Raw genomic sequence first — 20,130 nt, forward strand, 5'->3', positions numbered from 1 at the left:
TGGCATCTGCTGTAGGGTGTAAACCACCTCTCTGGGCGCTGAAGCCGCAGGTCGGGCCCAGAAAACCCGTTCGGGGGGTCTGAAATTCCATCCACACGGGTCCTTGTGAGAACGTCCGGTAAATCGTCTTAAGATTTGGTTCATGCCGAAAGACTTCCGGGCCACCTCTCTCGAACGCGCCATTGGGCGGAGCCTGGCCAACTGGCGGGATGAGCGAGGGCTCACCCTCACCGAGGCGGGCATGCGAGTGGGGTTCAGCAGCGCAAAACTGTCCACAATGGAGAATGCGGTCCAGCCGTCTGCCGCGTTGGACATCATGGCGCTGGGATACGTCTACGGGGTTCCCGCGCTGGAGTGGCAGGAAGTCGTGCTCCAGGCTCAGCACGCCGAGCGGCAGCGGGCGGAGCAGCGTCGGGCGGAGCTGTTCGATCCCGCCGCGGACTTCGGGCATCTGGTGTTCGAGGCGACGTCGTTGCGCGTGTTCACGACGGACCTCGTGCCGACGGTGTTCCAGCTGGCCGACTACACGGCCGCGGTGACGCGGGTGGACGATCCGCGGCGGGGTGCCGGGCTGGCGCGGGTGGGGGAGTCGTGGTTCGCCCGCAAGCGCGACAAGGATCCGCTCACGGTGCAGGCGGTGTTCCCGGAAGCCGTGCTGCGGCAGGTGGTCGGCGGGCCTCGGGTGATGAAGGCCCAGTTGCTGCACCTGATGGAGGTCAGCGAGCATCCGACGGTGAGCTTGCAGGTCGTGCCGCGCGGGGCGGGTGCTTATCCGGCGATGGGGTCGCCGTTCACGTTGCTGGGTTTCCCTCATCGCCAGCACGACGACGTGGTGTACCTGGAGACGTTCCTCAGGGGCGAGTACGTCGAGGAGGCCGGGCTGGTCGAGCAGTGCGCGCAGCGGTTCGCCGGGCTGCAGCAGGTCGCGCTCGGCACCGGTGAGTCGTTGGAGCTCATCGCCGAGGCTGCCGCTGAGCTGTAGAGATGTCGGATTCCTGAGAAAACTCCGGTTCCGCGCCTACCTGGAGAAGGATCGAGAGCGCTCCCCAACCGATCCAGGAGGCGGCATGTACCGCAGATTCGGTGTCCTGCTCGCGGCGGTTCTGGGCGTCACGCTCACCGCTGCGCCGGCCACCGCAGACGCGTCTCACCAGCAGTTCCCGACGGAGTTCTCCCTGCCCAACGGGTGGCAGCCCGAAGGCATCGCGATCAGCGGCACCACGGCGTACTTCGGGTCGCGGGCCGACGGGTCGATCTACGCGGCGGACCTGCGCACCGGCAAGGGCAAGGTGCTCGCCAAGGGGCCGGGTACGCCGTCGCTCGGCATGAAGGTCGACGCCCGCAAGAGACTGTGGGTCTCGGGTGGTGTTGGTGGCGACGGACGGGTCTACGACACCCGCACGGGCGCGTTGCTGGCCAAGTTCCAGTTCGCGACCGCGGACACGTTCGTCAACGACGTCGTGCTGACGGAGAAGTCGGCGTGGTTCACCGACTCGCGCAAGGCGGTGCTCTACGAGGTGCCGCTCACCCTCAAGCCGCACCGCACGCTGGCGCTGACCGGCGACCTCGTCATCACGCCCGGCGCGACCAACCTCAACGGCATCGTGACCGGGCTCGACGGCGGGCTGCTGGCCGTGCAGAGCAACACCGGCAAGCTGTTCCGGATCGACCCCCGCACCGGGAATTCGATCAACGTTAATTTGAGCGGTCAAACACTCACCAATGGTGACGGCCTGTTGCGTGAGGGACGGCAGTTGTACGTGGTGCAAAACAGGCTGAACAAAGTCGCGCGCTACACGCTCAGCCGCGATGGCGCCACGCTCGCCGCGGAACGCACCGATGCGCGGTTCGACGTTCCCACGACGGTCGCCGCGTTCGGCAAGCGGCTCTACCTGCCGAATGCCCGCTTCACCACGCCGCCGACTCCTGAGACGACCTACAACGTTGTCTCAGTGGCCCGCCCATAGCTAAACGTGCATCAGAACTAGCCCGTCCGGGGGTTCCTACCCACTAAGAACCCCCGGACCGGGTGTTGCACCGCTCACTCGACTGGGTAGCCTGCCAACCGCGTACTGCGTGTGATCGCTGTCATTGGGTAACGATGATCTCGCCTTGTTACCTTATTGCAGCCGAAGGAGTGACTCGGGTTACCGGCAGCGCTAGCTGTGGGACACAGGAGACCGTGAGAGCGCTGTGAACGAGAAGAGCGGTTACACACCGACCAACTACCGGACGATTCGGTCGCGACTGGCCGGAGTGGTCGTCGTACCCAGCGTCGTCCTGCTGGTCATGTGGGCCGTTTTCTCCTCTTACACCGTTTTTGACGGTTTCTACATGCGATCCATAGCGTCGAGCGTGCGCGAAGCCGCGATTCCGTCAGCGGAGGCGTTCGCGGGACTGCAGCAGGAACGCCAGCTCAGCCTCGTGCTGCTGAGCAAGGCGCCCGGTGTCGACCGGGCCGCGCTCGACACCCAGCAGGGTCAGACCGACGAGTCGCTGCGCAAGATGAAAGACGCCTTCACGGAACTTTCGGACAATTCGCCGCAAGACATCACCGATCGGATCCGTTCGCTCGACTCCCTGCTGAGTGAGCTGCCGCAGCAGCGCGCCGCGGTCGAGGCCGGCAGCGCGAACCCGCAGGCGATCTACGACTACTACAACAGCCTCATGGACGCGGGCGTCTCGTTGCTCGGCCACCAGGCGCGGCTCGTGCCGGACTCGGAGGCCAGCCAGGCGGGCGTCCAGGCCGTGACGATCTTCCAGGCGGCCGACTGGATGTCCCGCGGCGCCACGGTCGGCTCGCGCGGGCTGCTCAACGGCAAGTTCACGCCGGCCGAGCGAGTCGAGTTCGTCCGGCTCGTCGGCGCTTACCACTCGGCGGTCGACAGCACGATCCCGTTCGCGCTGGAGGGGCCGCGCGGCCGGTACGACGCGCTGCGCACCAGCTCCGAGTACCGGACGTTGCTCGACCTCGAGAGCAAGATCATCAACGGTGAGTCCGGCGTGACCGAGCAGCAGTGGCGCGGGGCTGCCGGGCCGGTGCACGAGAAGCTCGTCGAGATCGCCGCCCAGCAGGCGCAGGACGGCGCCAACCTCGGCCTCGACAAGGCCAACAGCCGGTTCACCGCAGTGCTCATCGGCAGCCTCATCGCGTTGCTCGCGGTCGTTGTCGGCATCGTGCTGGCGTTGCGCATCTCGAACCGGCTCGTGTCGAGGGCCCTGGTCACGCGGCTGGCGTCGCTGCGGGAGGACACGCTGCGGCTCGCGCAGGAACGGCTGCCGCACATCGTGGCGCGCCTGCGGGGTGGCGAGCAGGTGGACGTCCACCGCGACATGCCGCCGCTCGACTACGGCAACGACGAGATCGGCCAGGTCGCGGACGCGTTCAACACCGCCCAGTACACGGCGGTCGCGGCGGCAGTGAAGGAGACGCAGGCCCGTGAGGGTGTGAACCGGGTCTTCCTCGACATCGCTCACCGCAACCAGGGCCTCGTGCACCGGCAGCTCAAGATCCTCGACAAGCTGGAACGGGAAGAGGAGCACCCGGAGCAGCTCGACTCGCTCTTCCAGCTCGACCACCTGGCGACCCGCGCCCGCCGCAACGCGGAGAACCTGATCATCCTCGCCGGGGAGCAGCCGGGCAGGCAGTGGCGCAAGCCGGTGCGGCTGAGCGACGTCATCCGCTCCGCCGTCGCCGAGACCGAGCAGTACGTCCGGGTCAGGGTCAACCCGGTGCCCGACCGCGCGCTCGTGGGTGTGGCCGTCGCCGACACCATCCACCTGCTCGCGGAGCTCGTCGACAACGCGACGGCGTTCTCGTCGCCGCGCTCCGAGGTGATCGTCCACTCCAGCGCCGTGCCGCACGGGATCGTGATCGAGATCGAGGACCACGGGCTCGGCATGACGCAGGAGGAACGTCTCCAGGCCAACGCCAAGCTCTCCAACCCGCCCGACTTCGAGACGATGGCGTTCCGGGGCGAGTCCCGGCTCGGGCTGTTCGTCGTCGCCCGGCTCGCCGCGCGCCGGGGCATCAAGGTCGAGCTGCGCGACTCGCCCTACGGGGGCACCGTGGCGTTGTGCGTGCTGCCGCCGAACATCGTCGCCCCGCACAGCCAGGCGGGCGACATCACCGAGACCACCCAGATGCCGGTGCGCTCGTTCCACGACCACCACCACGGCCACGTCACCGAGGAACACCCGAGCTTCCCGGTGACGCTCGCTCCCGAGGTTCAGGCCGCGCTCAACAACGCGACACTGAACTCCGGGCCGCTCCCAGCCGTTTCCGCAACAGATGCATCGGTGGACGAACCGAAGACCCAGGCACCTCCTCCGGACGGGAAGGCACCCCTTCCCCGCAGGAAGAAGCGGCAGAACCTCGCGCCGCAGCTCATGCAGTCCTCCGAGGAGATGCCCCACGCCGAGCCGGTGACCGGCGAAAGGCCGGCCGAGCGGATCCGAGACGGGCTCGCCGCGTTCCAGCGCGGCACCCGTGACGCCCGGCTGACCGACGACTGGAGATCAGAAGGAGCCCCCTCGTCATGAAGGACAACACCAGCCAGCACGGCGAACTGAACTGGTTGCTGGAGGACCTCATCCAGCGCGTGGTCGGCGCCCGTCACGCGGTCGTGCTGTCGGCGGACGGACTCCTGCTCGGCCGCAGCGCCGGGCTGTCCCGCGACGACTCCGAGCACCTCTCCGCGATGGCGTCGGCGTTCCAGTCACTGGCACGCGGCACCGGACGGCACTTCGGCGGCGGCGCGGTGCGGCAGACCATCGTGGAGATGGAGCACGCGTACCTGTTCGTGACGGCGGCCGGCCATGGCGCGTGTCTCGCTGTGCTGGGCGAGGAAGACGCCGACATGGGCATGATCGCCTACGAGATGAACATGCTGGTCAAGCGGGTGGGCACCTACCTGTCGTCGGCTCCGCGCGCAGAACAGGCGACCGTGCCCACGGCACGAGAGTCGCGCTGATGACCGCGCGGGAGGACTGGTGGTACGACGAGGCCGCGGGGCCGCTCGTGCGGCCGTACGCCATGGTGCGCGGCCGCACCCGGCCGAACGCGCCTGATCTGCACCTGGTGACGCAGGTCCGAACCTCGTCGGTTGCGTCCGACCAGACGTCGCTGACGGTCGAGCATCGCGAGATCATGGCGCTGTGCTTGCGCCCGTTGTCCGTCGCCGAGGTGGCCGCGTACCTCGACGTGCCGCTCGTGGTGGTGAAGGTCCTGCTGTCGGACCTCATCGAGCGCGGTGACGTGCTCGTGCAGAACTCCTCCCCCCAGATTCCCGACAGGGATCTCCTGCAGGCCGTACTGGATGGTGTTCGTGGGATCTGACGACCAGCTGACCGTGCCGACCGCGGTCAAGATCGTCATCGCGGGCGGGTTCGGCACCGGCAAGACCACGATGGTCGCGTCGGTGTCCGAGATCGAGCCCTTGCGGACCGAGGAACTGCTCACCGAGGCCGGCGTGCACGTCGACGACCTCGCGGGCATCGAGGGCAAGGACACCACGACCGTCGCCCTGGACTTCGGGCGCATCACCATCAACACCAAGGTGGTGCTGTACCTGTTCGGGACGCCGGGGCAGAACCGGTTCTGGTTCATGTGGGACGAGCTCGCCACCGGTGCCATCGGAGCCGTGGTGCTGGTGGACACGCGGCGGTTGGACTCGTCGTTCCCGTCGATCGACTTCTTCGAGCATCGCGGGATTCCGTTCATCGTGGCCGTGAACTGCTTCGACGGGGCGCAGCTGTACACGGTGGACGAGGTTCGGCACGCTTTGGATCTGGACGAGGCGATTCCGGTGATGCTGTGCGACGCGCGGGATCGGGAGTCGTCGAAGTCGGTGCTGGTCGGGTTGATCCAGCACTCGATGAACCGGCTCGAAGCGGCGGTCTAGTGAACGAGGTCCAGGCGGCCATCGAGGGAGAGTTGCGGCTGCTGGAGCCCGAGGTGCGTGCGTCGCCTGCCCTCGTGTCGGCGTTGCTGGACCCCGAGTTCACCGAGATCGGGGCGTCCGGTCGCTGGTGGGACGCGGAGTCGGTGCTCACCGCGACCGGCGACGGCACGGTGACCTCCGAGGCGCCGGTCGAGGTCAGCGAGATGACCGGGACCGTGCTGGCTCCCGGCGTCGTGCACCTGACGTACTTCAGCGACCACCAGGGGCGCCGGGCTTGGCGCAGTTCGTTGTGGCGGCTGACGGACGCGGGCTGGCGCATCTACTTCCATCAGGGCACGTTGGCCGCCTGAAGCACGAAGAACAGGAAGCTCGGGCTCGTCGGGGAACAGCTCGCGCGCCTCAGGTACCGGCAGCGGTTCGCTGATCTGAGCGACAACGAACCCGGCCGCGGTGAACGCGTCGGTCATCGCGTGCAGCGGCCGGTTCCAGAACGACATCTCGACCGGTTCGCCGGTGTGGTCCCAGACCTCGGTCCAGTTGTAGGTCTCGAAGTAGTTGGTGCGGCGGCCTTCCGCGCGGTGGATCGCGTGGATGGCGAACGGGTGGTCGACCGACACCATGAGCCGGCCACCGGGCTTCAGGACGCGGTGGAGTTCGGCCAGCGATGGCCCCCAGTCCCTCCAGGTAGTGCAGGACCAGGGAGACGGTCACGTCGTCGAACGTGTTGTCCGCGTAGGGAAGTGGGGCGGCCAGGTCGGCTACGCGCAGATCGGCGTCCGGGAGGCGGTGGCGGGCCAGGTCGAGCATTCCGGGGCTCAGGTCGCAGCCGCTCACGACGGCGCCACGTCGTAGTCGTTCACCCCAGGCATGTGATCAATACAAGCGGAAGTACTGGCGGGGCCGCGTTCACAGTGTGAATGACCTGCAAGTCTTCTGCAGATCGTCCAGCAGCGAACTTGCAGACGGCTTGCAGGTGGGTCGGACAGATTTCTCCCTGTCAGAACGAAACGACTTCACCAGCCTGGGGGGAACCACCGATGAGGACTCGCAACAGAAACGCCGCCGCCGCTGTCACCGCCGCCGCGATCTTCGCCGCACTGTTCGGCATGGAGGCCACCGCGGTCGCTCAGCCGCGGACGGACGGCGACTTCACCGCACAGCTGATGTGCACCTCGTACCCGAAGAACCAGACGCTCACCCGCAGCCAGGTGATCGCGAGGGCGCAGTCCTGGATCGACGCCGGCGTCCGGTACAACCAGGGCGGGTGTTACTCCAACCAGTACGGCAACTACCGCATGGACTGCTCGGGCATGACGTCCATGGCCTGGGGGCTCACCTACTCGTTGACGACCTGGGACTTCCACAACGTCGCACACGAGATTCCGCGCTCCGAGCTCAAGCCGGGTGACGCGCTCAACAAGTCCGACACGCACATCGCGATCTTCGCGGGCTGGAGCGACGCGGCGAGGACGCGACCGATCGTCCTGAACCACGGCGGTGATCCGGTGTACGCGCACCGGACGGTCTGGTCGCAGGAGTTCGCCGCCCAGCACACCCCGATTCGCTACAACAACATCGTCGACGACCTGCCGAGCGGGTCTTCGCTCTCCGGTGACGGCAGGGCCGAGATCGCCAAGGTCGGTGCCGACGGCAAGGTGATCGCCTGGCGCAACGACAACGGTTTCGCTGACACGCCTTATGGTGCGAGCGCGATCGTCGCCACCGACTTCACCAGTGACAACGTGCGGTTCGCCGATCTCGACGGCGACGGCAAGTCGGAGATCATCAAGGTCGGTGCCGACGGCAAGGTCGTCGCCTGGCGCAACGAGCGCGGTTTCGCGGAGACGCCTTACGGTGCCAGCGCGATCATCGCCACCGACTTCACCAGTGACAACGTGCGGTTCGCCGACCTCGACGGTGACCGGAAGGCCGAGATCATCAAGGTCGGTGCCGACGGCAACGTCGTCGCCTGGCGCAACGAGCGCGGTTTCGCCGAGACGCCGTACGGTGCCAGCGCGATCATCGCGACGGAGTTCTCGAGCGACAACGTGCATTTCGCGGATCTCGATGGTGACGGCAGGGCCGAGATCGCCAAGGTGGGTGCGGACGGCAAGGTCGTCGCGTGGCGCAACGACCGTGGTTTCGCTGCCACGCCGTACGGTGCGAGCGCGATCATCGCCACCGAGTTCTCGAGCGACAACGTGCACTTCGGCGACCTCGACGGCGACCGCAAGGCCGAGATCGCCAAGGTCGGCGCGGACGGCAAGGTCGTCGCGTGGCACAACGACCGCGGTTTCGCTGAGACGCCGTACGGTGCCGGCGCGATCATCGCCACGGACTTCACCAACGACAACCTCCACCTGGCCTGACAGCCGCGCGAGATCGAAGGGAACGACAGTCGTGAAGACCTTGACCGCAACCCTGCTCGCCACGGCGTTCGCAGGACTGGTGGCTGGAACCGCACACGCCGCACCGCAGCAGATGGAGCCGCGGGACATCGCGCCGAACACCGTCAGCGCCGCCGGCTACCAGGAGGACTTCATCAACGCCGTGACGCCGGTCGCCCAGGCCGTGCAGGCGGAGTACCGGATCCCGGCCTCGGTGGCCGCCGCGCAGGGAATCCACGAGTCCAACTGGGGCCGCAGCACACTCACGACCAACGACAAGAACTACTTCGGGGTCAAGTGCTCCACCGCGACCTACCCCGGCCCCGGCTCGATCGCCACCGGATGCCGCCAGTACCAGACGACGGAGTGCACGCCGGACTGCCACCCGGCCACGGCGTACTTCCGGGTCTACAACTCGATGCACGACTCGTTCCGCGACTACGGCTATCTGCTCTCCCGCAGCGGCGTCTACGACTACGCACTGCCCTATCGGGACAACCCCGACCAGTTCATCCGCGAGGTCGCCAAGAGGTACGCGACGGATCCCAACTACTCCAACGCGATCATCCAGACGATGCGGACGTACGACCTGTACCGCCTGAACACCTCCACGGGATCGTCGCTCGACGGTGACGGCAGGGCCGAGATCGCCAAGGTGGGTGCGGACGGCAAGGTCGTGGCGTGGCGCAACGAGCGTGGTTTCGCTGCCACGCCGTACGGTGCCAGCGCGATCATCGCGACGGAGTTCTCGAGCGACAACGTGAAGTTCGCCGATCTCGACGGTGATGGCAGGTCGGAGATCATCAAGGTGGGTGCCGACGGCAAGGTCGTGGCGTGGCGCAACGAGCGCGGTTTCGCGGAGACGCCTTACGGTGCCAGCGCGATCATCGCGACGGAGTTCACCAGTGACAACGTGCGGTTCGCCGATCTCGATGGTGACCGGAAGGCCGAGATCATCAAGGTGGGTGCGGACGGCAAGGTCGTGGCGTGGCGCAATGAGCGTGGTTTCGCGGAGACGCCTTATGGTGCGAGCGCGATCATCGCCACGGAGTTCTCGAGCGACAACGTGCACTTCGGCGACCTCGACGGTGACGGCAGGGCCGAGATCGCCAAGGTGGGTGCGGACGGCAAGGTCGTGGCGTGGCGCAACGAGCGTGGTTTCGCGGAGACGCCCTACGGTGCCGGCGCGATCATCGCGACGGAGTTCACCAGCGACAGCGTGCACTTCGGCGACCTCGACGGTGACCGCAAGGCCGAGATCGTCAAGGTCGGGGCCGACGGCCGGGTGATCGCGTGGCGCAATGAGCGTGGTTTCGCGGATACGCCGTACGGTGCGAGCGCGATCATCGCCACCGACTTCACCAACGACAACCTTCAGCTCGTTTGATCACCGAACGACCCAAAGGGGAGCCTCCGGACCGGAGGCTCCCCTTTAGACGTCACTTCGCGTAGTTGTGGAAGCCGCGGCCCGACTTCTTGCCCAGCAGGCCCGCGTCCACCATGCGCAGCAGCAGCGGCGGCGGGGAGTAGAGCGGCTCCTTGAACTCGTCGTACATCGACTCGGCGATGGCCTTGGTGGTGTCGAGGCCGATCAGGTCGGTGAGGCGCAGCGGGCCCATCGGGTGGGCGCAGCCGAGCACCATGCCGTTGTCGATGTCGTCGGCCGACGCGAAGCCGGACTCCAGCATGCGGATCGACGAGAGCAGGTACGGGATGAGCAGCGCGTTGACCACGAAGCCCGCGCGGTCCTGGGAGCGGATGACCTCCTTGCCCAGCGTCGCGCGCACGAAGGCCTCGGCGCGGACCTGGGTGGTGGCGCCGGTCAGCAGCGACGGCACGATCTCGACCAGCTTGAGCACCGGCACCGGGTTGAAGAAGTGCACGCCGATGACCTGCTCGGGGCGGCCGGTGGCCATGCCCAGCTTCATGATCGGGATGGACGACGTGTTGGACGCGAAGATGGCGTCCTCGTCCTTCACGACCTTGTCGAGCGCGGTGAAGACCTCGGTCTTGATCTGCTCGTTCTCGGCGACGGCCTCGACCACGAACTGACGGTCGCCGAACTCGCCGATGTCGGTCGTGAACCGGATGCGGCTCAGAGCACCATCACGGTCCTCTTCCGACAGCTTGCCCGCCTTGACGCCCCTGGCCAGCGACGACGCGATCCGCGCCTTGGCTGCCTCGGACGCGTCCGCGTTGACCTCGGCGACGATGACGTCGAGGCCGGCGCGGGCGCTCACCTCGGCGATTCCGGAGCCCATGAGGCCGGAACCGACGACTCCCACACGTTGAATGTCACTCACCTGCCCGATCCTGCCATGACCGGCTCGAACAGAGGTGGTGCTGCTCCTCGGCGACGGCGCACAATCGTTCGGTGCCAGCAGGAACCAACGTGGTGAACGCCGTCAACGGCACCGTGGTCGGCACCGCGGTGCAGGCGGGAACGCTGAACCTCACCGAGGCGGTGCCGACCAGGCTCGCGTTGAGCGGCCTGCCCGCCCAGCCGGTGTTCGTCGGGCGCGACGACCAGGTCGAGGCGTTGCTGGCGCTGGTGAGCCCGGAGTCCGCCACCCCGGTCGTGGCGGTGGACGGGATGGGTGGCATCGGCAAGACCGCGCTGGTCGTCCACGTCGCGACGCGCTCGCGCGAGTGGTTCCCCGGTGGCGTCCTCATGCACGACATGCGCGGGTACCAACCGGACGAGCAGCAGGTCACGGCTTTAGCGGCGCTCGGGTCGTTGCTGACGGCGCTCGGTGTGCACCGCGAGCAGATCCCGCCGGAGACCGACGAGCGGGCCAGGTTGTGGCGGACGCTGCTCGACGAGCACGACGTCGCGGAGCACCGGATGCTCGTGGTGATCGACAACGTCTCGTCGCTGGAGCAGGTGCTGCCGCTGCTGCCCGGCGCGTCCGGGCACCGGGTGCTCGTGACCAGCAGACACCGGCTGGCGGGGTTGCCGGGGACGCGGCTGCTGACGGTCCCGACGCTGCCCGCGGACTCGGCGACCACGTTGCTTGCGCTGGAGCTCGACACGGCGGGTGGCGGCGACGAGCGGGTGCGCTCGGACCAGGCGTCGACCGCGGAGCTGGTCAGGCTGTGCGGTGGCCTGCCGCTCGCGCTCAGAACCGCGACCGTCCTGCTCGCCTCCGACCCGGAACGGCCGATCCGCGACCTGGTCGCCGCGCTGGAGGACGAGCACCACCGCCTCGAGGAGCTGGAGGTCGAGGGCAACGTGTCGGTGCGGGCCGCGTTCAACCTTTCGTACCGGCGTCTCGACCAGGACGACCGGCGGGCCCTGCGGCTGCTCTCCGTCAACCCGGGCCCGGCGGTGAGCACGGAAGCGGCGGCCAAGCTCTTCAACCGCACCGCGCGCCAGGCCCAGAAGACCGTCGAACGGCTGCAGCGGGCCTCGCTGGTGACTCGGGGAGCGCACGGTCTGTGGCAGATGCACGACCTGCTGCGGCTCTACGCCGGTGAGCTCGCCGACCAGCACGAGGAACGGGAAGGCGCCGCGACCAGGTTGCTCGCGCACTACCTCCGCGAGGTCCAGGCGGCGGAGGAGCACATCGACCCGCGCGTGCCACCGTCGCAGCGGGGCAAGAGGTTCGGCTCCCGCACCGAGGCCGTGACGTGGATGGACGTCGAGTACCCGAACCTCCTCGCCGCCGTCACCTTCGCCGAGGAACACCGTGCCCACGAGGTGCTGCGCGATCTCGCCACGGCGATGGACCCGTACTTCGACCTGCGCCGCCAGTCGCAGGACTGGATCGCCGTGGCCGGTGCGGCCGCGCGGGCCTGCGTGGTGCTGAAGGATCAGGCCGGTCTGATCAACGTCTGCACGTCTCTGGGCAACGCGTTCGAGAGCGGCGGCCGGGCGCACGAGGCCCTCGCCGAACACGAGAAGGTGCTCAGGCTGAGCCGCGCGGCCGGGGACAGGTACATGGAGAGCAGCGCGCTCTCGAACCTCGGCAACGCTCACCGGAAGCTCGAGGACTACGAGCGCGCGGTCGGTCTGTACGAGGAGTCGCTGACCATTCGCCAGGAACTGGGCGACCGGCTGGGAGAGGGCAGGACGCTGACCAATCTCGGTGTCGCCCAACGGAAGCTGGGACATCCGCAGATCGCCCACATCACGTTGCAGCGGGCACTGAAGACCACGATCGACTACTACGAGCGCGACCTCGCGACGTCCCGTGAGCTCGGAGACCAACGCGCCGTGGTGATCACCTTGTGCCACCTCGGTCATGCCAACCGGGATCTGGGAGAGGCCACCGAGGCGGAGCGGTACTACGAGCACGCGATCGAGGTGGCCCTGGACCTCGGCGACCGGGTGGGCGTGGAGTTCGCCCGGCAGAGCCTCAGGGACCTGCACCGAGGCCTGCGCTCGCGGCACGAGGCCGAACCGACCACGTCCTGCGCTCCCCTTCCCAGACACCAAGGCGAGAGAGGGTTTTCCCCTTCCGGCGACGACGAAAGCCCTCCCTGGTGGCTTCAGCTCGAGTCGTGAGTCGCGGGATATTGGTATGGACCAACGCTTTCCGTGGGAGGTCGTCGTCGGAAGACTGAGAGCGATGTCCGCGGAAGAAGCGCTCTGGGTGGACGAGCTCGGCGCGGCTCTCGAACAACTCTTCCTGGCCCGCGAGGAACAGCTGCGGCAGGCCAGGGTTCTCACGCGCGAGATCGCCGACCGCCACAGGCCCCGCCAGCTCGTCGAGGTGGTGCAGGGAGCGGAGGCCGTTCTGCAGTGGTGGCGCCAGATCCACCGGCTCGCCCGCTCCGAGCTGCTCGGCCTGACCCGTCCGCCGTTCCTCACCAGCGGCGACCCGGACGAGCAGGAGTGGACGGGTGTCCCGTACCGCGCGATCTACGACCACTCGGTGCTGGAGCTGCCGGGCAAGCTCGACGTGATCGCGGAGTTCGCGCGCAGAGGCGAGCAGGTGCGGATCGGCGCGGTGCCGGTGAAGGCGTTGCTGGCGGACGACCGGATCGGCCTGCTGTCACTGCACCCGGACACGACCGACGCGGCGCTGGTGGTGCACTCGTCGTCGTTGCTCGCGGTGCTGCGGACGCTGTTCGAACGGATCTGGGCCGCCGCGGTGCCGTTCCGGGCGGACGCGCCGGATCCCGACAACGAACGGCTGCTGACGCTGCTCGCCGCCGGCATGACGGACGCGGCGATCGCGCGGCAGTTCGGGTGGCATCTCCGCACCGTGCAACGAAGAGTGCGGGGGATCATGAGCGACCTCGGCGTGCGGACGCGGTTCCAGGCGGGACTGCAGGCCGCACGCCGAGGCTGGCTCTAGTGACTAGACGGAGTCGAGATCCCTTTCGATCGCCGCCAGTTCTTCCGGCGTGCCCTGGACCTTCGGGCCCGTGAACCACTTCCGTGCCGAGACGAGCCACCAGATGCCCGCGAACCCGAGCACCACCAGCACCGCGATCGGCGTGTAGTTGAACGTCTTCGCCGTCACCGGGCTCGCCTGGGGCAGCATGAACAGCACGCTGATGAACACGACCCAGGCCACCGCGACGATGCCGATCGGCTTGCTCCACCTGCCGAGGTGCCACGGCCCGCGCTGGAAGTTCTCACCCTGCAGCAGCCGCAGCAGAGTCGGCAGCACGTAAGCGATGTAGAGGCCGATCACCGCGATGGACGTGACCGCCGCGTACGCGGTCGCGTTCCACAGGTACGGCAGGCCGAGCACGAACGCGCCACCGGCGGCGAGCCAGATCGCGTTGGTGGGCGTCCTGGTGCGCTTGTTGATCTTGTGCCAGAACGACGACGCCGGCAGGGCGCCGTCGCGGGAGAAGGCGTAGATCATGCGCGAGTTCGCCGTCACCGAGGACATGCCGCAGAACAGCTGCGCGCCGATCGCGATGAGCAGCAACAGCTTGCCGCCCGTCACACCCAGCGCGTCGATGAAGATCTGCGCCGGGGGCACGCCGGTCGAGCTGCCGATCGCGCCGTCGTAGTCCTTGATGGCGAACGTGATGCCGACCAGCAGCACCCAGCCCGCGATCAGCGAGACGACGATCGACATCACGATGCCGCGCGGGCCGCTGCGGGCCGCGTCGTGCGTCTCCTCGGTCATGTGCGCCGAGGCGTCGTAACCCGTGAAGGTGTACTGCGCCAGCAACAAGCCGAGCAGGCCGACGTAGAACGCCGACGACCAGCCGGTGTTGTTGACGAAGTGCGTGAAGACGAACGACGCGGACTGGTGCTCCGACGGCAGGATCGCCAGTGCGCCGACGATCACCACGACGCCGACGATGTGCCACCACACGCTGATGTCGTTCAACAACGACACGAGCTTGACGCCGAACGTGTTCAGCAGCCCGTGCACCAGCAGGACGATGCCGAAGATCAGAATCGTGTGCGGAGGTGTTGCGGCGTAACCGAACTGGAGGTCCAGGAAGGCGTTGATGAAGAACGCGGCACCGAAGTCGATGCCCGCTGTCACCGCGACCTGGCCGAGGAAGTTGAACCAGCCGGTGAACCACGACCAGGCGGCGCCGTTGCTCGGCGCGAGCTTCGCCGCCCAGTAGTACAGACCGCCCGCCGTCGGGAAGCTGGAGCAGACCTCCGCCATCGCGAGACCGACGAGCAGTGTCATCAGGCCGACGAACGGCCAGCCCCACACGATGAGCGCGGGACCACCGGTGTTCATGCCGAACCCGTACAGGGTCAGGCAACCGGACAGGATCGAGATGATCGTGAACGACACCGCGAAGTTGGAGAACCCGGACATGGTCCGGGACAGCTCCTGGGCGTAACCGAGTTCGTGGAGTCGCTGCTCGTCTGCGGAGCGTGAGGAAACGGGACTGTCTGCTTCTTGGCTCACCGGGGTCCTCCTCATTTGGACTCCGTCCAGTCCTTTAGACGGTGGCTGAGGGTGGCGCTCATCACCCGCTGGTGTCAAGATGGTGCGGCCAATGGCTCGCAGACATACCTTTGGAGGACCGTCGGGATGCTGACCGTCGAGGAGTTGCGCGAGGCCGTGGACACCGGTGAGATCGACACCGTCCTGGTCGCGATCGTGGACATGCAGGGCCGCCTGCAGGGCAAGCGGTGCGCTGCCCAGTACTTCCTCGACGAAGTTCTCGGGCATGCCGCGGAGGGCTGCAACTACCTGCTCGCGGTCGACGTCGAGATGAACCCGGTCAGCGGCTTCGAGATGTCCAGCTGGGAGCGCGGGTACGGCGACTTCGTGATGAAGCCGGACGTCTCGACGCTGCGCAGGGTGCCGTGGCAGGAGGGCACCGCGCTCGTCATGTGCGACCTCGTGTGGGAGAACGGCGACCCGGTCGTCGCCTCGCCCCGGCAGATCCTGCGCAAGCAGCTCGACCGGCTCGCGGCGCTCGGGCTGGAGTGCTACGTCGGCACCGAGCTCGAGTTCATCGTCTTCGACGACACCTACGAGCAGGCCTGGAACTCGGGCTACCGCAACCTGACGCCGTCGAACCAGTACAACGTCGACTACTCGTTGCTCGGCACCGCGCGCGTGGAACCGTTGCTGCGGGCCATTCGCAACGGAATGACCGGCGCGGGCATGGTGGTGGAGTCGGCCAAGGGCGAGTGCAACCCCGGCCAGCACGAGATCGCCTTCCGCTACACGACGGCGCTGCGGACGTGCGACCAGCACGCGATCTACAAGAACGGCTCCAAGGAGATCGCCTCGCAGCAGGGCAAGTCGCTCACGTTCATGGCGAAGTACAACGAACGCGAGGGCAACTCCTGCCACATCCACCTGTCGTTGCGCTCGTCCTCAGGGGAACCGGTGTTCGCCGAGGGACAGGGCATGTCGCCGATGATGAAGCACTTCGTCGCGGGCCAGCTCGCGGCTCTGCGGGAGCTCACCTACTTCCTCGCGCCGAACATCAACTCCTACAAGCGTTTCGTGAAGGGCTCGTTCGCGCCGACCGCCGTCGCGTGGGGCCGGGACAACCGCACGTGCGCGCTGCGGGTCGTCGGCCACGGGCAGTCGCTGCGGTTCGAGAACCGCGTTCCCGGCGGTGACGTGAACCCGTACCTGGCGGTCGCGGCGTTGATCGCGGCGGGCCTGCACGGTGTCGAGCAGAAGCTCGAGCTGGAGGACGAGTTCGTCGGCAACGCCTACGCCTCGGACCGCCCGACCGTGCCGACGACGCTGCGCGAGGCCGCGGACCTGTTGGCGGCCAGCGAGATCGCGCGTGACGCGTTCGGCAAGGACGTCATCGATCACTACCTGAACGCGGCCAAGGTCGAGCTGGACGCGTTCGAGGCGGCCATCACGGACTGGGAGAAGGTACGCGGGTTTGAGCGCCTCTAAGCCCCTCGTCGGCATCAGCACCTACCTGGAACGCACGCGTTTCGGGCTCTGGGACGTGGAAGCCGCGGTGCTCTACCGCGGCTACCTCGACTGCGTGGTGAAGGCGGGCGGCAACCCCGTCATGCTGCCGCCGGTCGGCACCTGGACCGCCGAGACGATCGGGTTCCTGGACGCGCTGGTGATCGCGGGCGGCGCGGACATCGACCCCGCTGCTTACGGTGCCGAACCGCACGAGCTGACCGGTGAGCCGCGACGGGACCGCGACGACGCCGAGTTCGCGTTGGTCGAGGCCGCGTTGAAGCTCGACCTGCCGGTGCTGGGCGTGTGCCGCGGCATGCAGGTGCTGAACGTGGCGCTGGGCGGCACGCTGCACCAGCACATCGAGGGCCACAACGAGGCGCCGGGCGTGTTCGGGCACACCGACATCAGCGTGGTCGCGGACACGAAGCTGCACGCGATCCTGGGCGACCACACCAACGTCCAATGTCATCACCACCAGTCGCTGGACCGGATCGCGGATGGGCTCCGCGTGACGGCACAGGCGCCGGACGGCACGGTCGAGGCCGTCGAGCTGGACGGCGCGCGGTTCGTCGTCGGTGTGCAGTCGCACCCCGAGCAGGACATCGAGGACCTTCGTCTGTTCGAAGCGCTGGTACATGCGGCAAGGAGAAAAGCGTGACCTTCGACGTCATCAACCCGGCTACCGAGAAGGTGGTGCGGTCCGTACCGCACACCACGCTCGAAGAGACGGACGCGGCGATCGTCCGGGCGCAGCAGGCGTTCGAGAGCTGGCGGAACGTGGCACCCGGCGACCGCGCCCGGCTGCTGCGGAAGTTCGCGGAGGTCGTCGACGCGCACAACGAGGAACTGGCGCTGCTGGAGGTCGAGAACTCCGGGCACACCATCGGCAACGCGCGGTGGGAGGCCGGCAACGTCCGTGACGTGCTGCAGTACTACTCGGCGGCGCCGGAACGGTTGTTCGGCAAGCAGATCCCGGTCGCGGGCGGTCTCGACGTCACGTTCCACGAGCCGCTCGGCGTAGTCGGCGTGATCGTGCCGTGGAACTTCCCGATGCCGATCGCGGGCTGGGGCTTCGCACCCGCGCTGGCCGCCGGCAACACGGTGGTGCTGAAGCCCGCCGAGGTGACGCCGCTGACCGCGATCCGGCTCGGCGAGCTGGCGCTGGAAGCCGGCATCCCGGAAGGCGTGTTCCAGGTGCTGCCGGGTAAGGGCAGCGTCGTCGGCAACCGGTTCGTCACGCATCCGTTGGTGCGCAAGGTCGTCTTCACCGGCTCGACCGAGGTCGGCAAGCAGATCATGGCCGGCTGCGCGGACCAGGTGAAGCGGGTGACGCTGGAGCTCGGCGGCAAGTCGGCGAACATCGTCTTCGCGGACTCGGACCTGGAGAAGGCGGCCGCGACGGCGCCGTACGGGGTGTTCGACAACGCAGGGCAGGACTGCTGCGCCCGGTCGCGCATTCTCGTGCAGGCGAGCGTCTACGACCGGTTCATGGAGCTGCTGGAGCCCGCGGTCAAGGGCGTGAAGGTCGGCGAGCCCGGCGACGAGGCGACCGAGATGGGGCCGCTCATCAGTGCGTCGCACCTCAGCAAGGTTGCGTCTTACGTACCAGACGACGCTCCTGTCGCGTTCCGCGGTGAGGCGCCGTCCGGACCGGGTTTCTGGTTCCCGCCGACCGTCCTGACGCCGGCCTACGACCACGTGACGGTCACCGAGGAGATCTTCGGGCCGGTCGTCGTCGTGCTGCCGTTCACCGACGAGGCGGACGCGATCCGGATCGCGAACGACTCGGAGTACGGGCTGTCCGGGTCGATCTGGACGCAGGACGTCGGCCGCGCGATCCGGGTCTCGCGAGCCGTCGAGGCCGGAAACCTGTCTGTGAACTCGCATTCTTCCGTTCGCTACTGGACACCGTTCGGTGGCGTGAAGCAGTCGGGTCTCGGTCGTGAGCTCGGGCCGGACGCACTGGATTCCTTCACCGAGCTCAAGAACGTCTTCATCGCTACCTGAGAGGAACAAAGATGGTTCAGCGACTCGAGGGCCGCGTGGCCGTCGTGACGGGCGGCGCCAGCGGCATCGGACTCGCGACCGTGCGCAGGTTTGCGAGCGAGGGCGCGAAGGTCGTCGTCGCCGATCTCGACCCGGCGTCCGGCAAGGCCGCCGCGGACGAGGTGGGCGGGCTGTTCGTCCAGGTCGACGTGACCGACGAGGAACAGGTCAAGGCCCTGTTCCAGACCACAGTGGACACTTACGGCAAGTTGGACATCGCGTTCAACAACGCCGGTATTTCGCCGCCCGACGACGACTCGATCCTGACGACGGGCATCGAGGCGTGGGACCGCGTGCAGAAGGTGAATCTCACGTCGGTTTACTTGTGTTGCAAGTACGCCATCCCGCACATGCAGGCCAACGGCAAGGGTTCCATCATCAACACGGCGTCGTTCGTCGCGACGATGGGCGCGGCGACGTCGCAGATCTCCTACACGGCGTCGAAGGGCGGCGTGCTCGCGATGTCCCGTGAGCTCGGTGTGCAGTTCGCGCGCGAGGGCATCCGCGTCAACGCTCTTTCGCCTGGGCCGGTCAACACCCCGTTGTTGCAGGAACTGTTCGCGAAGGACCCGGAGCGGGCGGCTCGCCGCCTGGTGCACGTGCCGCTCGGTCGGTTCGCCGAACCTGAGGAAATCGCCGCAGCGGTCGCGTTTTTGGCCTCGGACGACTCGTCGTTCATGACCGCGTCGAACTTCCTCGTGGACGGTGGCATCGCCGGCGCCTATGTGACACCGCTCTAGATGATGGAACACGCGCAGGAGGCGTTGTTCCGTCCCGTGCGGGCGGGCAACGCCTTCGAGGAGACCGTCGAACGGCTCATGCAGGCCATCCGGCTCGGCGTCGTCGCGCCGGGTGAGCGGCTGCCGTCCGAACGAGACCTGGCCACCCGGCTCGGCGTGAGCCGGGTGACCGTGCGCGAGGCCATCAGGTCGTTGCAGGAGAACAACTACGTCGAGTCGCGGCGGGGCCGGTACGGCGGCACGTTCGTGAACGACGTGATCCCGAAGTCCGCGCCCGGCAAGGAGTTCGGCGACATCCACGACGCGCTCACGTTGAGGAAAGTCCTGGAAACAGGCGCTGCGGAAACCGCAGCGGGTCGTTCGCTGGGGCCGGCCGAACGCCGTGGACTGCGGGCTCGTCTGGAAGAAGCGTCCACCGCGTCACTGGGGGAGTACCGGCGCAAGGACTCGCGGCTGCACCTGGCGATCGCCGAGGCGACCGGGTCCGCGTCACTGACCGCGGCCGTGGCGGACTCCAGAATGCGTGTGAACGAGCTGCTGGACACCATTCCGCTGCTCGAACCGAACCTCGCGCACTCCAACGCCCAGCACGAACGCATCATCGCCTCCATTTTGGACGGAGACCCGGCGGGTGCCCGGCTGGCGATGGCCGAGCATCTCGACGGCACGGCATCACTGCTGCGGGGCTTTTTGGTCTGACCGGTCAGACTCCCGCCCGGCAACA

The 20,130-nt window shown here is 67.6% G+C and carries 19 protein-coding genes; 16 read left to right on the forward strand and 3 right to left on the reverse strand.

Annotated features, from left to right (window positions below):
* Nucleotides 1–142: 142 nt before the first annotated feature.
* The 7 genes from AB0M24_RS08855 to AB0M24_RS08885 all read left to right on the forward strand — a co-directional run bounded on the left by AB0M24_RS08855 (nt 143) and on the right by AB0M24_RS08885 (nt 6,253).
* Complete coding sequence (locus tag AB0M24_RS08855; protein ID WP_363762890.1) at nt 143–982, forward strand: helix-turn-helix transcriptional regulator; 840 nt, start codon at nt 143–145, stop codon at nt 980–982.
* A gap of 85 nt (nt 983–1,067) precedes the next feature.
* Nucleotides 1,068–1,967, forward strand: coding sequence for a superoxide dismutase (locus AB0M24_RS08860; RefSeq protein ID WP_363762892.1), 900 nt, complete (start codon nt 1,068–1,070; stop codon nt 1,965–1,967).
* A 226-nt stretch (nt 1,968–2,193) separates the two neighbouring features.
* Entirely contained in the window at nt 2,194–4,542 is a 2,349-nt protein-coding gene (locus AB0M24_RS08865; RefSeq protein WP_363762895.1) for a nitrate- and nitrite sensing domain-containing protein, read from the forward strand.
* Nucleotides 4,539–4,973, forward strand: coding sequence for a roadblock/LC7 domain-containing protein (locus AB0M24_RS08870; protein ID WP_045312938.1), 435 nt, complete (start codon nt 4,539–4,541; stop codon nt 4,971–4,973). The genes AB0M24_RS08865 and AB0M24_RS08870 overlap by 4 nt, the downstream gene beginning before the upstream one ends.
* Nucleotides 4,973–5,338: a DUF742 domain-containing protein gene (locus AB0M24_RS08875; RefSeq protein WP_363762898.1), complete on the forward strand. Its 366-nt coding sequence runs from the start codon at nt 4,973–4,975 to the stop codon at nt 5,336–5,338. The genes AB0M24_RS08870 and AB0M24_RS08875 overlap by 1 nt, the downstream gene beginning before the upstream one ends.
* The gene (locus AB0M24_RS08880; RefSeq protein ID WP_363762901.1) at nt 5,319–5,903 is read left to right on the forward strand and encodes an ATP/GTP-binding protein; all 585 of its coding nucleotides are present in this window, start codon (nt 5,319–5,321) and stop codon (nt 5,901–5,903) included. Before AB0M24_RS08875 ends, AB0M24_RS08880 begins: the two co-directional genes overlap by 20 nt.
* A complete protein-coding gene (locus AB0M24_RS08885) occupies nt 5,903–6,253 on the forward strand; it encodes a DUF4440 domain-containing protein (RefSeq protein ID WP_363762904.1) in 351 nt (116 codons plus the stop codon). The genes AB0M24_RS08880 and AB0M24_RS08885 overlap by 1 nt, the downstream gene beginning before the upstream one ends.
* Before the next feature lie 49 nt (nt 6,254–6,302).
* On the opposite strand, the gene AB0M24_RS08890 is transcribed toward AB0M24_RS08885, so the two are convergent.
* Complete coding sequence (locus AB0M24_RS08890) at nt 6,303–6,710, reverse strand: methyltransferase domain-containing protein (RefSeq protein ID WP_363762907.1); 408 nt, start codon at nt 6,708–6,710, stop codon at nt 6,303–6,305.
* Nucleotides 6,711–6,940: 230 nt separating this feature from the next.
* Here AB0M24_RS08890 and AB0M24_RS08895 point away from each other — a divergent pair, with 230 nt between their 5' ends.
* Both AB0M24_RS08895 and AB0M24_RS08900 read left to right on the forward strand, forming a co-directional pair.
* Complete coding sequence (locus AB0M24_RS08895) at nt 6,941–8,272, forward strand: VCBS repeat-containing protein (protein WP_363762910.1); 1,332 nt, start codon at nt 6,941–6,943, stop codon at nt 8,270–8,272.
* A 31-nt stretch (nt 8,273–8,303) separates the two neighbouring features.
* Nucleotides 8,304–9,677 carry a glucosaminidase domain-containing protein gene (locus AB0M24_RS08900; protein WP_363762913.1) on the forward strand — a complete coding sequence of 458 codons (1,374 nt, stop codon included), beginning with the start codon at nt 8,304–8,306 and terminating at the stop codon, nt 9,675–9,677.
* 52 nt (nt 9,678–9,729) lie between these two features.
* On the opposite strand, the gene AB0M24_RS08905 is transcribed toward AB0M24_RS08900, so the two are convergent.
* A complete protein-coding gene (locus AB0M24_RS08905) occupies nt 9,730–10,593 on the reverse strand; it encodes a 3-hydroxybutyryl-CoA dehydrogenase (RefSeq protein ID WP_363762916.1) in 864 nt (287 codons plus the stop codon).
* A 71-nt stretch (nt 10,594–10,664) separates the two neighbouring features.
* On the opposite strand from AB0M24_RS08905, the gene AB0M24_RS08910 reads away from it, so the two are divergent.
* The gene (locus tag AB0M24_RS08910) at nt 10,665–12,797 is read left to right on the forward strand and encodes a tetratricopeptide repeat protein (RefSeq protein WP_363762919.1); all 2,133 of its coding nucleotides are present in this window, start codon (nt 10,665–10,667) and stop codon (nt 12,795–12,797) included.
* Nucleotides 12,798–12,861: 64 nt separating this feature from the next.
* Entirely contained in the window at nt 12,862–13,593 is a 732-nt protein-coding gene (locus AB0M24_RS08915) for a hypothetical protein (RefSeq protein ID WP_363762922.1), read from the forward strand.
* Nucleotides 13,594–13,596: 3 nt separating this feature from the next.
* Here AB0M24_RS08915 and AB0M24_RS08920 read toward each other — a convergent pair whose 3' ends face one another.
* Nucleotides 13,597–15,039, reverse strand: coding sequence for an amino acid permease (locus tag AB0M24_RS08920; RefSeq protein WP_363763075.1), 1,443 nt, complete (start codon nt 15,037–15,039; stop codon nt 13,597–13,599).
* A 219-nt stretch (nt 15,040–15,258) separates the two neighbouring features.
* On the opposite strand from AB0M24_RS08920, the gene AB0M24_RS08925 reads away from it, so the two are divergent.
* From AB0M24_RS08925 to AB0M24_RS08945, 5 genes are read left to right on the forward strand one after another with little or no spacing between them, the layout of a single operon-like run.
* Complete coding sequence (locus AB0M24_RS08925; protein ID WP_363762925.1) at nt 15,259–16,599, forward strand: glutamine synthetase family protein; 1,341 nt, start codon at nt 15,259–15,261, stop codon at nt 16,597–16,599.
* On the forward strand, nt 16,586–17,278 hold the full coding sequence (locus AB0M24_RS08930) for a gamma-glutamyl-gamma-aminobutyrate hydrolase family protein (RefSeq protein WP_363762928.1): 693 nt from the start codon (nt 16,586–16,588) through the stop codon (nt 17,276–17,278). Before AB0M24_RS08925 ends, AB0M24_RS08930 begins: the two co-directional genes overlap by 14 nt.
* A complete protein-coding gene (locus tag AB0M24_RS08935) occupies nt 17,275–18,627 on the forward strand; it encodes an aldehyde dehydrogenase family protein (protein WP_363762931.1) in 1,353 nt (450 codons plus the stop codon). The genes AB0M24_RS08930 and AB0M24_RS08935 overlap by 4 nt, the downstream gene beginning before the upstream one ends.
* An 11-nt stretch (nt 18,628–18,638) precedes the next feature.
* On the forward strand, nt 18,639–19,406 hold the full coding sequence (locus AB0M24_RS08940) for a 3-oxoacyl-ACP reductase (RefSeq protein WP_112262994.1): 768 nt from the start codon (nt 18,639–18,641) through the stop codon (nt 19,404–19,406).
* A gap of 3 nt (nt 19,407–19,409) precedes the next feature.
* Nucleotides 19,410–20,105, forward strand: coding sequence for a GntR family transcriptional regulator (locus AB0M24_RS08945; RefSeq protein ID WP_359844458.1), 696 nt, complete (start codon nt 19,410–19,412; stop codon nt 20,103–20,105).
* Nucleotides 20,106–20,130: the final 25 nt, after the last annotated feature.

Source organism: Lentzea sp. NPDC051838 (assembly GCF_040681245.1).
In the GTDB taxonomy this organism is placed as follows: domain Bacteria; phylum Actinomycetota; class Actinomycetes; order Mycobacteriales; family Pseudonocardiaceae; genus Lentzea.